The 14,769-nt window shown below is 43.6% G+C and carries 13 protein-coding genes and 1 pseudogene; 10 read left to right on the top strand and 4 right to left on the bottom strand.

Going from position 1 to position 14,769, the window contains the following annotated elements; all coding sequences use genetic code 11:
* Window positions 1–8: 8 nt before the first annotated feature.
* From D3P09_RS09225 to D3P09_RS28475, 4 genes and pseudogenes are all read left to right on the top strand, one after another.
* On the top strand, window positions 9–461 hold the full coding sequence (locus D3P09_RS09225) for a hypothetical protein (protein ID WP_133304985.1): 453 nt from the start codon (window positions 9–11) through the stop codon (window positions 459–461).
* A 341-nt stretch (window positions 462–802) separates the two neighbouring features.
* Window positions 803–1,951 (top strand): ATP-binding protein, encoded by a 1,149-nt coding sequence (locus tag D3P09_RS09220; protein WP_165867369.1) that lies wholly within the window; start codon window positions 803–805, stop codon window positions 1,949–1,951.
* Between the two features lie 11 nt (window positions 1,952–1,962).
* Window positions 1,963–2,196, top strand: a complete 234-nt coding sequence (locus D3P09_RS27890) for a hypothetical protein (RefSeq protein WP_207892468.1) — start codon at window positions 1,963–1,965, stop codon at window positions 2,194–2,196.
* A gap of 138 nt (window positions 2,197–2,334) precedes the next feature.
* Window positions 2,335–2,777: pseudogene (locus tag D3P09_RS28475) on the top strand (BsuBI/PstI family type II restriction endonuclease).
* A 368-nt stretch (window positions 2,778–3,145) separates the two neighbouring features.
* Here D3P09_RS28475 and D3P09_RS09210 read toward each other — a convergent pair.
* A complete protein-coding gene (locus D3P09_RS09210) occupies window positions 3,146–3,394 on the bottom strand; it encodes a helix-turn-helix domain-containing protein (protein ID WP_120109194.1) in 249 nt (82 codons plus the stop codon).
* Window positions 3,395–3,559: 165 nt separating this feature from the next.
* Here D3P09_RS09210 and D3P09_RS09205 point away from each other — a divergent pair, with 165 nt between their 5' ends.
* From D3P09_RS09205 to D3P09_RS09195, 3 genes are all read left to right on the top strand, one after another.
* Window positions 3,560–3,784 carry an aspartyl-phosphate phosphatase Spo0E family protein gene (locus D3P09_RS09205; RefSeq protein ID WP_120109192.1) on the top strand — a complete coding sequence of 75 codons (225 nt, stop codon included), beginning with the start codon at window positions 3,560–3,562 and terminating at the stop codon, window positions 3,782–3,784.
* The gene (locus D3P09_RS28055) at window positions 3,762–4,064 is read left to right on the top strand and encodes a hypothetical protein (protein ID WP_243644026.1); all 303 of its coding nucleotides are present in this window, start codon (window positions 3,762–3,764) and stop codon (window positions 4,062–4,064) included. Before D3P09_RS09205 ends, D3P09_RS28055 begins: the two co-directional genes overlap by 23 nt.
* Before the next feature lie 358 nt (window positions 4,065–4,422).
* Entirely contained in the window at window positions 4,423–6,723 is a 2,301-nt protein-coding gene (locus tag D3P09_RS09195; protein ID WP_120109190.1) for a glycoside hydrolase family 97 N-terminal domain-containing protein, read from the top strand.
* Between the two features lie 169 nt (window positions 6,724–6,892).
* Here the strand turns inward: D3P09_RS09195 and D3P09_RS09190 are convergent, their stop codons facing one another.
* From D3P09_RS09190 to D3P09_RS09180, 3 genes are all read right to left on the bottom strand, one after another.
* On the bottom strand, window positions 6,893–7,345 hold the full coding sequence (locus tag D3P09_RS09190) for a HEAT repeat domain-containing protein (protein ID WP_120109188.1): 453 nt from the start codon (window positions 7,343–7,345) through the stop codon (window positions 6,893–6,895).
* 129 nt (window positions 7,346–7,474) lie between these two features.
* Complete coding sequence (locus D3P09_RS09185) at window positions 7,475–9,217, bottom strand: sensor histidine kinase (RefSeq protein WP_120109186.1); 1,743 nt, start codon at window positions 9,215–9,217, stop codon at window positions 7,475–7,477.
* Window positions 9,214–10,797: a response regulator transcription factor gene (locus D3P09_RS09180; RefSeq protein ID WP_165867368.1), complete on the bottom strand. Its 1,584-nt coding sequence runs from the start codon at window positions 10,795–10,797 to the stop codon at window positions 9,214–9,216. The genes D3P09_RS09185 and D3P09_RS09180 overlap by 4 nt, the downstream gene beginning before the upstream one ends.
* Window positions 10,798–11,003: 206 nt before the next feature.
* On the opposite strand from D3P09_RS09180, the gene D3P09_RS09175 reads away from it, so the two are divergent.
* The 3 genes from D3P09_RS09175 to D3P09_RS09165 all read left to right on the top strand — a co-directional run bounded on the left by D3P09_RS09175 (window position 11,004) and on the right by D3P09_RS09165 (window position 14,715).
* Complete coding sequence (locus D3P09_RS09175) at window positions 11,004–11,972, top strand: ABC transporter permease (RefSeq protein WP_120109182.1); 969 nt, start codon at window positions 11,004–11,006, stop codon at window positions 11,970–11,972.
* Window positions 11,973–12,007: 35 nt separating this feature from the next.
* The gene (locus tag D3P09_RS09170) at window positions 12,008–12,940 is read left to right on the top strand and encodes a carbohydrate ABC transporter permease (RefSeq protein WP_120109180.1); all 933 of its coding nucleotides are present in this window, start codon (window positions 12,008–12,010) and stop codon (window positions 12,938–12,940) included.
* Window positions 12,941–13,101: 161 nt separating this feature from the next.
* Window positions 13,102–14,715 carry an extracellular solute-binding protein gene (locus D3P09_RS09165; RefSeq protein WP_120109178.1) on the top strand — a complete coding sequence of 538 codons (1,614 nt, stop codon included), beginning with the start codon at window positions 13,102–13,104 and terminating at the stop codon, window positions 14,713–14,715.
* The last annotated feature ends 54 nt before the right edge of the window (window positions 14,716–14,769 follow it).

The following is a 14,769-nucleotide window of genomic DNA, read 5'->3' as shown; positions in this document are numbered from 1 at the left end:
CATTTAAGGTGAATAACATGAGCAATGCGAGTAAATTTATGTTGAAAGAAGATTTTAAACGTCATTTTTATATTTACGATATTGAGGAGAGTCAGGAATTAGTTATTCTTTTTGACGAGGAGAAAGAATATAACAATGAAATTCAAAGAAGGCTATCGTCTCTCAGGTTAAACCCATTGAAGCACTTAAGACAATTGAAGTGTAGGATTTTTGTTGATAATGAGAGTTTCGAACCAATAATATTAGGAAGTATTTTTAGAGGACAGAACTACGTAAAAGTTGAAGAATTTAACTTAAGGACTAAAAAAGGACGTGGAATTGGAACTCTTATACTAGATTGTTTAGTTGAAGTCTTGAGAAATATGGAGATAGAAAGATTAGATGCTCCATTATCTACTGTGGACTATAAAAAAAGGAAAAGCTATATAACTTTTATCTTAAGAAGAATAGTTTTCAACTAATAAATGAGTTAACCAGAGATAATTGGGGCTTAGTTAGTAAAAAAAAATAATGAGTATTTTGTTTTCATTCTCTCTTCTTCTGAAGGTATGATATAAGGAGGAAATGCAGATGTCCACTAATGAAATAATGTTTTTTTCTACCAAAGGAGGTAGCTGACCACTTTATAGGTTATTCGATATCAATAGAACCCAACAAAGTAAGCATAGAAGGTCTTTTACAGAAAGATGCGACTATGAACAGATACTAACTGAGGGTAGGAGCGAAATAGAAGTTAGACGTATGCAGTTGGTTTGGTAAAGAAATAGAAAATTTCACGGACTAACCTATGAATGGTGGGGGAATGAGTTTGAAACTCAGGGACGAAGTATTGATGCTAATCGATTCTAAGCGAGAAGATGATTTTTGGGACTTCAAAGTGAAGTATCATAGCAACTCGGCTGATCTTTTACATGACATTATTTGTATGGCAAACAATCGTGTAGATAGGGACGCCTACATTATATTTGGAGTTGTAGACAGGACTTACGAGGTTGTCGGGGTAAGCAATGATGAAAATCGAAGGACTCAGCAACAGATGATTGATTTTTTAAAGGATAAGAAGTTTGTGTCAGGTATTCGCCCCAAAGTAGAGTTGCGAAACTTAATTATTGCTGATCAGGAGGTTGATGTGTTGATCATTAAAAACAGCACAGAGACTCCGTATTATCTAACCGAGGACTATGATATTCAGGGTAGAAGGGTTCGTGCCAATTACATCTATACACGGGTGGGCGACACCAACACCGATATTAATAAGAGCACCGACATTAATAACGTAGAGTATCTATGGAAAAAGCGCTTCTTATTAACCCGATCACCTTTTGAACAGGTTATGAAACTTCTTGCGAACAAGAGTGAATGGAAGCGTAATGAAGATACATATTACCATGTCTATAATCCTGAGTTCACCATTACAATAAGTGAAGATGATGAGACAAGAACTAAATCTGAGTTCTATGCGTACTCATTGACGGATTCATCTACTACATATCGAAATCTCAGTATCAACTATTTTGGAACGCAGCTATATGGTGATCTGATAGTTTTTCTTGATGGGGGGCGATATTGCACTCCTACCCCTGAATGGGGGTTCCTCTTCTTTGGAGAACATAGGGTGAATCACGATTATGCACTAAAGTATTTTACAAAAGATAGCCCTTCTTATAAACTAAACAAATTCCTCTATGACGATAATAACCAAGAAGCATCGTTCGCCCGAAGATGTTTCTTTGAAGTCGTTCTGTTATTTGAAGATGATTTTGAGAAGGATTCATTCTTTACATATGTTGAACAATATAATGAAATCTTCATCGATAGATTTAACAGTCTTGATAGAGGCTTTTCATGGATAGAGGTAGATAATCACCGACATCAAGAAAATATCGTATCTCGTTTGAAGACAGGTGAAGTATTGAATCAAATGCTTTCTGATTTCCGATCCATTCATTGATGGGGGATAAGGTGGACTATTTAGCGCAATACGGTCTAGAAGATAAGACATGGTCAGAAGTGAAAAACCAGCTTATCGGTATAACACCGATGATGGAGTTTTGTCGTATGAATTATGTGAAAGACTATGCACCAAACACTCGAGTGACATTCAGACGTCAAACGATGCAACAGTTCATTGAAGCTGGGATTTCTTTGTTCAACCCAGATAACCAACACGAGATTGAGCCAAAGGCTTTGAACTAATTAAACTGTATGATACTCCAAATTGGAAACCAGCGTTAGAAGCATATCTTTAAACGAGAAAATTTCAAGTAGAGAGGTATGCCAAAGAAAGGAATCAAAATAGAATCCTAGTTCAAGTTGCCCTAGGCAAACAGATCAATGCTTAGCCAAGGTGAACAAAGTGAGTTAATAGAGGCAATTAACGAAGAGTTTGCTGAAAGATTTGTTCCAGGAGGTATCTTGATATTTGCTGGCGATACTGGTGGGGAATACCTCGATGAGGAATTATTAAGTCAACTCGGTATTTCAGTCGACACACGTGGAAAAATGCCAGATGTAGTAATTTATAATCCTTGGAAGAATTGGTTGCTACTTACTGAGTCAGTGACGAGCCACGACCAGTGGACGGAAAACGGCATGCTGAATTAACACGGCTTTTCAGAAATTCAACTGCTGATATAGTGTATATTACTGCTTTTCCAAATCGCTCTGTTATAGGTAAATATTTAAGTGTAATTGCATGGGGAACTGAGGTTCGGGTAGCAGATGCTCCATCTCATTTCATACATTTCAATGGAGATCGGTTTTTGGGACCACAATGAATGATCATTGATTGATCTAACTATTAAAAGTGCACCTATTCTATGAAGATTGATTTTTTTATCGGTCTGCTTATAGAAAAGGTGTATTTTTTGTTATTGTATATAATTATCATCTATAGAACCGCTTGAAATAATAAGATTCTTTAGCTATCTTCATCAATCAACGTTAATACTATGGGGGAGTTAAATGCTCCACCAAAACTTTGTGGGTATCGTTGGTTAACTTGCTCAAATTATTGAAAAATCACGAGCATATTTCCTTCAAACACCCTGAGTTAACGGATGTAATAGATAAAGGAGATACATTACCTTGGAAGTATGTTTAATACTCGCGATGATAGACTGTATTTGCGGTGAATGATAGGGTTTTAGAGTTTCTCACCCAACAATTCACCAACAGAAATTTCTAAAGCCTTGGCAATGATCAATATTTCATAATCTTGGACAAGTCGGTGCTGGCCCTCCAAACGTGAAAGGCTGGTTGGACTGATGTCTAGCCCGAGTGTTTGCAATCTAGCTAAAAATTCCTTTTGTTTCATCCCTTTTGCCTTACGCAAATTGAGTACTCGTGAACCGATTATATTTTTGTCACCAGGAGGTTCAATTCGATGCTTCATTTTGTGTCTCCTCTCATTTTACTCAAATTGTACGCAAAGCCACTATTGTTTTAATGCGAATATCGCATTAAAATAAAATAAACCGAATATCGCATTAAATTATAAATACAATCTCGGGTACAGTAGGTCTGCGTTGAGAGGATGAGAAAAAGGAGGCTAAACAAAATGCTTTACTTGCATGAAAGAATAGAGCAAGAAAGGCGCAAGATGAATACACTTGGCGAAGCGTTGATTGAACAAGTTATTCCTTTGTCTGAACATGAAGAGCTTCTAGCCATTAGTAGAAAAGTAGACAGGTTAATGCTGCGACTACATCTTAAGAAGCTCAAAAAATCAGGAGGAAACTACGGCCGAGGAGGAACAAGCCTTGAAGCTTCCGACATGGTTTAAAAGTGTCCTACAGTGCAGATTGGATGATGTTTTTGCTCGCGTAGCACTGGATCCTGAGCTTAGGAGAATACGGGAAGAAAAGGATATGGCTTTTCAAAGGCTATTTTCAGATCCAACTATTATAAATAAACCGGAATTCTCTGAATGGGAAGATATAAGTCATTATAAGCAAGAAGTGGAGAATGAATACTTGTACTGGCAGGGGATGCAGGACGGAGCACAGCTTGCCTATATCATCATGATGTTGATTATGGATGATGAGCAGGAGACGGTAGAATAAGATTATAAATGAAGGAATGGGGGGCTATCGCCCTCTCTTTTTTTTTGCGTTAGATTCCGATAGGATTCAGAGGAAATTATTATGGAATCTCTCTCTTCCTTCCACCGATAATAGAGTCAGGAGATCGGTCTTAGGTAGAAAAGGAGGGGGTAAAATGAAAGCGCTTGCCCAACTAAGCCCTTGCAAAACAAGCTAACCACATTACTTTCCTGCGGACCGATGCTTTGACTCTATAGGGCATTCGTAGATGACCAGCCAAGCTTCCGAAAATTCTTGTCTTTCTTAGCAGTAAGCTTGCAGGGTTCGATTGGTTTGTGTACTTCTTTAGCTTCGAGCGACTAATAAAGGAGGAGAAAGAATGTCATTTAAGAAAGCAGTAAGTCTCATATTGGTATTGACTATGATCTTTACGTTTGCTCCTTCAGCTTTTGCGATTGATACCGGAACGCAGTACTCCACATCCTCGCCTGATGGCACACTCACGGCGACGATGTACTTGGAAGGCGGGCAATTATACTACAGCGTTACAAAAAATGGGGCGACCATCGTTGAAAAATCGCGGTTGGGCTTAAAGACCACGGCTACGGATTTCTACTCGGGAATGTCATTCGTATCCACCAGCACAACCTCGTGGAACAATACTTATTCAATACCGGGCGGCAAAAAAAGTGTAAACGAAGATAACGCGGTACAAAGGGAATATGCTGTCTCGAAGGGCTCGGCTCAGCTTATCATATACATGAGGGTATATGATGATGGATTCGGCTTCAGATACGCTATTCCTGGGATGGGAGAGGCTTTCATCGAGAAGGAATATACCGAATACAATTTCCCTAACGGGACAGGCGGATGGGGTCACCCGCCAGTCAATACTTACGAGGGGACCTGGCAGTATTACAGCCCCACAGCGTTAAATACCAGTACGATTTCCATGCCTTTCTTGGCGTCGATTAACAACAACTCTTATTGGGCTTTATTCACCGAAGCGAATGTATTTAACGCTGATGGAACTTATTGCCCTTCGATTCTCACCGGGAGCGCAGGACAGAATATGAGGTTTTCCTGCGGAGCCGACCAAGCCTTGTATGGAACACAAATTCAGGTTGCTCTGCCATTCCAGAGTCCTTACCGTGCAGTGATCGTCACGGACAATCTGAATGATCTAGTCAATTCAACTCTGGTGCAGAACCTGAATCCGGAGTCGAAGATCGCGGACACTAGCTGGATCAAGCCGGGTATCTCAGCTTGGTCGTGGTGGAGCGAGGACTATTATGGCGACCCGAATGTTCCTGAAGGTTATCGTGAAGTGCCATATTCCTACGAACGCCAAAAGGATTATGTGGATTTCGCAGCTTCAATGGGATGGGAATATGTCACCGTTGACGCCGGATGGGTGAAGTGGACCGACGGTACGATCGAGGATCTAGTCCAATACGCCGAGACAAAGGATGTGGGCATATTCATATGGGCAAGCCCATATGTCCATACCCCATATGGCGCGAGCAGGATGAATCTGCGGAAATGGGCGAGCTGGGGCATTAAAGGAGTAAAGGTGGACATGACGGCCAATGAATCGCAGGTCGGGATGAGCTTCCTGGAGTCGGTAGCCGATTATGCGGCCGAGCTTAAGCTTATGGTATACTATCACAACTCCACAAAACCGGGCGGGGAAGAGCGTACTTGGCCTAATGTCATAAGCTCGGAAGGAGTGCTTGGCTCCGAACGCTATAAGTTGTATTGGCCGCCGGCTCCAACGGCTGTTCACAATACTACGCTGCCGTTCACAAGAAACGTGCTTGGTTCCATGGACTACACCCCTGTTGCTCTTAGCAACACGAACAAAAATACAACACAGGGCCACCAATTGGCTATGTCTGTTGTGTATGAATCCAAGATTCAGAACTATGCCGATTCCATAGATATATACGCCAATTGGAAAGGCACTGAGCTTCTGCGGGTTGTGCCTGCCTCATGGGACGAGACCAAGCTCCTTGACGGCTTCCCGGGGACTCACGCGGTTATGGCAAGGCGAAGCGGCTCGGATTGGTATATCGGGGCGATGACCGTCGGCGCGAGGACAGTCACGATTCCCCTTTCAAGCCTGAACCTTGAACCGGGTGACTACACGGCTTATGTGTATAAGGACGGAGCGACAGGAGAATCCATCACGAAAGAAATAAGTACAGTGACAGCCTCCTCAACGCTGACGATTCCTCTTCTGGCAACCGGAGGAGCCGCAGTCTTGATTTCCAGGAATACCGTGCCTAGTATGCCAGAAGATCCTTATACTTACTATGAAGCGGAGAACGCTACTCTTACCGGTTCTGCCAATGTTGTAAGCTGCGTTAATTGCTCGAACGGCTATAAAGTCGGCAACATGGGCAGTAATGCAGGCGCTGTGGAATTTAATGTGACCGTACCAGCAGCGGGTGCTTACAAAGTGAAGGTAAATTATCTGGCAGTCGGCGAGAGGTTGCCCAACTACAGTCTGAATGGCGGCCCTAACACATTACTAAATATAAGGCTGGATTCAGGAAGCTGGAATGTTGTTCGAAGCTATGTTACAACGATGAACTTGAATGCCGGCAGCAATACGATTAAGTTCTCCTATCCGAATTGGGGGGCTGAAATCGACAACATCGGAATTCTTGTACCGTAGGCAGTTGAAAAAAGGGGTCCAATAAGCCCCGAAAATAAAAAAGCTGGACGAGAAAACGTAAAGTTTTCCGTCCAGCCTTTTTGTGTGCCTGCTATTGCAGGCATGCAGCGAGGCGAAGGCTCGCCATTATGTTCAGCAGGTTGTGGGCTATTATCCCCCGACTTGGCGGTTATCTTCTAGCTGGCGCCTCCCAAATTTCACGAAGCCAGGAGTCGAACTGGTCACCTTTGTTGCCCTCGTAAGTATCATAAATATCCAGACGCGTCTTTTGCAGTTTTTCTTTAAATTGCTCGAAGGTGTGGCCAACAGGTAGGCTTTTCTTAATCCGCAGCAAAACTTTGTTCAGGCCTTTAAACAGCTCGCCCTTATTTTGAGCAGGCATTTGCACATCTTCACCCAGCTGCTTCAGCTTGCGGTATGCGGCTTCGCGCACCTGGAACACTTGATCACCTGCCAAAACATACTGCAGCAGCTTAATGGTAGGGGCAGTATCCCAGTTCCCCAATTCGTTCACCGCATTCAGTCTATCTCTCCAGCTTCCCGTCCGATTGGCCGCTCGTTTGAGCTCCTCGAAGTTCTCCGGCAGTTCGCTAACTGCTCCAATATCATGGTTGTTAGTCAAAGTTCAATCTCCTTAATCATCGCCATCTCGGCAGAATGATGAATGTAATGGGTATGAACACCATTATAGCACGAACCGGACTATCCTACTCCTATGAAGCCGATTGACCAGCCTGCCAATCAAATTCACCTAATCATGTTGCTGCAAAGGCAGCATGATGGTGATTTTTGTGCCCAATCCAGCTTGGCTATGAATGGTTACACCATAGTTTGGTCCGTAAGCAAGCTGCACACGTTCATGAACGTTTTTGATGCCATATCCTGCTTTCGATTCTGTGGATAACAGTGTTTCTACTTGTTCAGAAGACATTCCGCAGCCGTCATCCTCTACTTCAAGCAAGAGCGCTGGAGCACCAGCGTGCATGGATCGGTAAATACGGATGAAGATCTCGAGACATTGTTGATCATCATAGATTGCATGATTAATGGCGTTTTCGACAAAAGGCTGCAATAACAATTTTAACGTTTCATGTTTACACAAGCTCTCGTCCACTTCCCAGCGTTCCATAAAGCTGTCTTCAAAGCGCAAATGCTGGATGGCAAGATAGTGCTTGGTAAGGGCGATTTCCTTTTCCAGCGTAATATATTGATGCCCCATATTTAATGAAGTCTGATAGAATCTTGCGAGATGGTTCAACATTTTGCTTACTTCCATATCATCGTTTTGGATGGCCAGAGAGGAAATACCCGACAGCGTATTATACAGAAAATGCGGATTGATCTGGCTTTGCAAGGCATAAAGCTCCGCATCGCGCTTGGCAATTTCCTTGATATACAGCTTATCAATCATATCCTTGAGACGTGTGCTCATCTTGTTGAAAGCTGCGTTTAACTGCCCGATCTCATCCTTGCTGGAATCCGTAAGCAAGACGGTGAAATTTCCTTTCTCTACCTGTGCGGCTTGACGGTTTAATTTCCGCAGGCGGAGCGACAAGTATTTGGCAATGACGATGATCATTAAGATGGACAAGACAATACTAAAGAGCGCAATGACAACAATTTGCATAGCGGTCTGACGAGATGAACTCATGATTTCGTCAATGGGTGTGAGAGAGACGGTTTTCCAACCATGAGGCATGGTATTATACACCAGCAAATGGGGATGTCCGTCTATGGCGACGACTTCTTGATTGCCCGACAACTCGGGGCCTATGGCTTCGCTGAATGACAGGTTCAGAAGCGACTTATCAGATGCTGAGATAATTTGATTTTTTTCATTGAGCAAATAGACGCTTTTGTTCTGCTCTTCTTTTTCGATCAACTTGTAGAGCAACTCTTCATTAAGACCGATCGTCACCATTCCATAAAAATGGTTTTGAGCGTTAAAGTTAAGAATACGCCCAAGATAGATCACGTTGTTCCCGTTTTTGTCTTGAATCACGTTGCTGAATATATTGTTGCCGTAGGTTTGTTGTAATTGAGTTAAGTACTCAAGCGGCAAATTTTCAAGCGTAATATGCTTGAGAAACAGACCATCCTCCGGAAGCGACTTGTTGTCTACATATAGGTTGATGCTGGCAATGTTGTTGTTCGCAGTAAGCAAGCTGTATAAGAGTCCATCGATATACCGGTAGGCTTCGACAAAAGAATAGTCTCTTGTGTAATTTTGCGTAAGATAGGCTTGCAAGTTCTCATCTGTATAAATCAGAGATGAAATCTGGCGAAGATTATTCAAGTGAGCGTTGACATTGCTGCTGATTTGCTGGTTGCTGCTAGACATATTCTCATAAGTCAATTCGAGCAGCCGCTGCTCCGTACGATCATAGAAGAACACCGTAATAAAGATAAGCGGAATGATCGTGACGGTAAGAAAGATAACCAGCAGCTTCTGCAGCAAAGACGAATTGTTGAATAGCCTTTTCAATGTCTTCATGTCCGTGGTCTCTTTTTCGCGTGTGTACGGTATTGATTAGGGGTAAGCCCCGTGCGTTTGAAAAAGACAGAGCCAAAATAGGAGGGGCTCTCATAGCCGACTTGCTTGGCAATCTCATGGATTCTAATATTTGTTTCCTGCAGCATGAGGCAAGCATGGTCCATGCGGACCTGAGTTACATATTCGAGCAGTGTTTTTCCCGTAACATCCTTGAATATCGTTCGGAGATAGTTGGGTGACAGGTAGATGAGCTCAGCAAGCACATCAATCGAGATCACCCCGCCATAATTTTGTTGTATGATATTGCATACTTCGTTGACAATCTCGATATGCCGATCGACGGGAGATGCTTCCAGCTCGTCCATCATAATGCTCAGTAGTTGCCGCATGTGTGTCTTCATAGATTGCATGCTTTCCATCAGGGACAGCCGCTCGAAGAATTTGGAATCGTTTTCAAATATTTCTTGCAAAGGACGGTTGTTAGCCGCAACCGCAGACAGCACCGCATTAAAAACGGAAACGCTGTCTACAAAAGCTTGACTGATATTGCCGGGCGGCAGACCGCCATCGTAATAGTCATGGAGCCATTCTTCAACCTGGTCTCTGCGATTTTGCTGTACGGCGGCAATCAGGTGCTCTGTTTTAGGAAAGGGTTCCTTGCGCAATATGGCTTGCATGTTCTCCCAGTTGTCATGGATCAGTCCCGTGCCGTGAATAGCAACCAGTTGATTGCGCGTTTGCAGCATCTTGGGCCATTGTTTGGTAAAGGAGAGCAGGGAGTGCGGTTGGTCTGTCAGGAACAGGGATATCCAACGCTGCGCATTCGGGGACTGATCTCTCCAATGCGCAAACACGGTACGGTCTGATTCCTTGGTGACGAAAAGCCATTGGCCATCGCGCAATTTGGTCAGCACGCCAGGAGAAAAGCTTGGCAATCCCGCGATGAAAAATTCCAATCTTTCCACAGTGGAGAAATCGCCGGAAGGCGCGTCGAATACAAGCGGGTTCTCTGCGAGCAGGCTGTATTCGTCGATACTGATAAATACAAAATAAAAGGTTTTGTTATCCGCAGGCAGATGCAAATGGTGGTTGTATACAGCAGTCACTTCGTCTGCCAAGCCGGAGAGCAGATTTCCCCCGATCTGAAGAAGCTCACGCAGGTATTCTCCCGACGTTAATAAGGTGGAGTTGAATCGATTCTTCTGCTCTTCACAACGCTGACGAACCATCCTCATTGTCGCAGCCAATTCCTCGTGGTCAACGGGCTTCAGCAAATAACCGCAGGCACCATGCTGAAGTGCGGCACAAGCATAATCAAATTCATTGTATCCGCTTAGAAACACAATTTGAATGTTAGGGAAGCGAGTATGAACTTGTTTGCAGAGCTCAATGCCGTCCATGACAGGCATTTTCACGTCGGTAATGAGAATATCCGGTTGCAGGGCTTCTATTTTTTGCAATGCATCCCGTCCGTTGCTGGCAGTGGCAACGACACGGCAGGACATTTGTTCCCAATCTATATAATTTGCAAGAGTGTCTAAAGTGAGCCGTTCGTCATCGACCAATATAATATTGTACATAGATCCTCCTTGCATATCCTTAGATGATAGAACAGAGTATAAGTTCCAATGCAGGCAATGTCAATTGATCGGAATCATCAAAACACATGATATGGTGAAAGGTCGTTTTTTTGCGATAGAAATCGGAAAATCGTGATATAGCGATACAAAACAAGATTCTATATGATGAATTCATAAACTTAAATTGGAGATAAGGAGGCGGGAGAATGGAAGTTGAGATGGATAGAAGCAGCAAGAAAATTCCGTTTCTTAAACATCCTACAATTAAGAAAATGGTCCGGCAGCGATACTTTTATTTGCTTCTAATTCCGGGAGTGGTATGGGCAGCATTGTTCGCTTACGCTCCTATGGTTGGTTTGTACATGGCATTTGTAGATTATCAGCCGACTTTAGGGGATTTCTGGGGCTCGCTTTTTAAAGCGGACTTTGTGGGCTTGCAGTGGTTCCAATACTTCTTCTCAGGGCAAGACTTTTGGATCGTGATGCGCAATACTCTGGTATCGAGTGTGTTAACGCTCTCGATCGGGTTTATTCTTCCTATCATCATCGCAATCATGCTGAATGAGGCAAGAATAACCTGGTTCAAACGGACGGTCCAGACAGCCTCCTACTTGCCATTTTTTATTTCATGGGTTGTTGCTGCAAGTATTGTGATTACATTGTTGTCCGCTGAGGGACCTGTCAATCAGCTGCTGATGAAAATCGGATTTATAGAACAAGGTATTTTGTTTATGCAGGAAGGCAAAATGTTCTGGATCATTATTGCCCTTTCGAATGCTTGGAAGGATATGGGCTACAATTCCATCATGTATATGGCTGCCATCGCTGCCATTCCAACGGAGTTGTTCGAAGCTGCGAAAGTGGACGGGGCCAATCGTGTGAAGCAAATCTGGCACATCCTGCTGCCGATGCTGCGGCCTACCATTATTATTCTGTTGATTTTGAACATCGGCAACTTGATGAATACCGGATTTGATCAATATTTCTTGCTGGGCAATTCACTGAACAGAGCCTATTCCGATGTCATTGACACCTATGCGTTCCGTTATGGCATTCAGAATGGCATGTTCTCCTATGCAGCCGCTGTCAGCATGTTCAAATCGGTAATCGCTTTTATTCTGGTGATAACGGTAAACCAAATATCCAAAAAAATGGGCCAAACGCATCTGTTCTAACCATTTGTGCATACGGCTGGGAGAGGAATGAAAAAATGAATAATGAAGTTGCACCCACAGTCGCTAGAAGCAAGTGGTCACAGCGCTATACGCTGGCAACCATTACGGGGAATATGATCATTTACGGATTTTTATTGTTATTGTTCATCGTTACCTTCTTTCCGTTCTGGCATATTTTCATATTATCCCTGAATGATGCTTCTGACCCGACTTATGGACAATTTATGCTGTGGCCAACCGAATTCAGCCTGGACAGTTACAAAACGGTATTGAAGGATGCAGAGATTCTGAATTCCATCGGAGTGACGGTCGCTCGAACGGTAATTGGAGTGCCTCTTACGCTGGCTTGCATCTCCATGCTGGCTTACTCGCTAAGTAAAAGAGAGCTGGTGGGCTGGCGCGGCATTAATTTGTTTTTTGTATTTACGATGTATTTCAGCGGCGGATTGATTCCCACCTACATGGTCATTCGCAGCTTGAATCTGATCGACAGCTTCTGGGTTTTTATCTTCCCCGGGATTATGAGTATATTTTGGATGATATTAGTTCGCACCTACATGGAGGGCTTGCCCAAAGAAATGGAGGAAGCGGCACAAATAGAAGGCGCCAATGACATTCAGATTTTTCTTAAAGTCATTATCCCTGTGTGTACTCCGGTACTGGCTACGATCACCTTGTTTTCAGCCATTGTTCATTGGAATGCGTGGTATGATTCTTACATTTATACGTATAACCCTGATTTGAAAACGTTATCAGCTGTGTTGGTCAAAATTCTGAATCAATTCCAGACCAATGACATGTTAAGTGCGGCACAGCAGCTTGCCAATGAACAGCGTAAGATGCCGGTATCCAGCGAGAGTATCCGTATGACAGTGACGATGGTAGCGACATTGCCCATCATTCTTATGTATCCATTGCTGCAAAAGTACCTCCTGAAAGGAATGCTTATTGGGGCAGTAAAAGGCTAGGCGTTACCAATCGAACATCGTGCTTTCGCCCATATTCCGAATCTGGCATTCGGTTCAGGATATGGTTGAAATATATATCCCCCTGCATAAGCAGCAGGGAAGCAAGATTCAAGAAAGTTCTAGTTTCATCACAGCTATTTCATTCATAGGAGGGTATCAGAATGAGAAAAAGAATGATCATGGCAGCGCTGCTTGCATGCACTATGCTGATGAGCGCATGCAGTACCGGAGACAAAAATGAGAACGTTCCCAAAGGGGGAGAAGCAACCGGTACAACGAACAAGCCAATTACATTAACGTTGTTTGACAAAAATGTGGGTGATCCATTTACGAACCCTGTTGCAAAAGAAATTACAGAACGCACAGGTGTATTTATTGAGATTCAGCAGCCTACCGGTAATCCCGATGAGAAACTGAATTTGATGCTAGTCAGCGGTGATTTGCCTGATATTGCCGTCATTGACAGACGTGAAGCAACCATGAACAAATACATTGCCGGTAAAGCATTGATTCCGCTGAATGATTTGATTGAGGAGCACGCTCCGAACATCAAGGCGCGTTATGGAGACGTGCTTTCCAAAAGCGTGTATGAGGATGGCAAAAATTATTATTTGAACAACTGGTACGGCCTGGATCCGGATCCAAACTGGGCAATCAATATGCGTATGGATATCCTTGAGGAGTTCGGATATGGCGAGCGCGCATTGGCCGGAGATTCCTTTACACAGGATGAGTTTTTGGACCTGCTGAGAAAATTTAAAGAGAAATATCCAACTGTAGACGGAAATCCTTCTATACCGATGACCGTGAACGCAGATCACATGCCTACTATCATTGGTTCCTTCAAGGCGATGTATGGGATGAAAACGTATTATGAGAAGGATGGCCGCCTTGAGTTTATAGTCAGAGATCCGCGTTACCTGGAAATGATAAAGTTCATCAACACTCTTTATACAGAAGGCTTGCTAGACCGTGAGTGGGGCATCAATAAAGCTCAAAACTATGAGCAGAAAACGGTCAGCGGACGCGTGTTTGCGACGGCGGGCGGTATCGTCAATGATGCCAACACGGCATTCCGCGCCAAATACGGAGAGGATACCAATCAACTGTTCTACGGATTTAAAGTAACGGCTCCAGGCGTTGATCCCGCAGAAACAACTTTTGGCCCTCGCAGCTCCTTGGGCTGGGACGGCATTGGTATTACGGTAGCGAATGAGCATCCGGTAGAAACGATCAAATTCCTAGACTTCCTCGCAAGCGAAGAAGGCCAGTATTTGCTGATGTGGGGTAAGGAAGGCATGAACTGGAATATGGAGAACGGCGTTCACGTACCGACGCAGGAAGCGCTGGATTCCATTAGAGCGGATTGGCAAGAATTCTCGAAAACAACAGGCGCGCGCAAATGGACATGGATGATTCGCAATGGACTGGGCGAGGACGGCACTCCTTATGACTTAATGTTCCGTTACAACAGAGATAACGTGAATGAACATGCACTGAAATCAATGGAAGGCTCCACTTGGGATACCGCGCTTTATGATGATCTGGGTCCAAAGGGAGGCTCGCCCGACGCATTGAGTGAGCAAAAAATCAAGGATATTATCGACAACAGCTTCTCCTCTATGGTGTATGCAAATTCACAGAGTGAGATTGACGGCATGTATGCCAAAATGATTGCTGAGCTAGAAGCCAATAATGCAGTGAAGATTGAAGATATCTATACAGCTAACTACAAGGTTCGTATGGACTTGTACAACGCTGCCGAAAAGAAATAAGCATGTAGCAATCCAACAAAGTTTCGCTATGATTACGGGGCGGAGTGCGGCAAG

The organism is Paenibacillus pinisoli (assembly GCF_003605435.1).
Taxonomy (GTDB): Bacteria; Bacillota; Bacilli; order Paenibacillales; family Paenibacillaceae; genus Pristimantibacillus; species Pristimantibacillus pinisoli.
The sequence above is the reverse complement of the archived record's forward strand: the minus strand, read 5'-3'. Positions and strand labels throughout refer to the sequence as shown.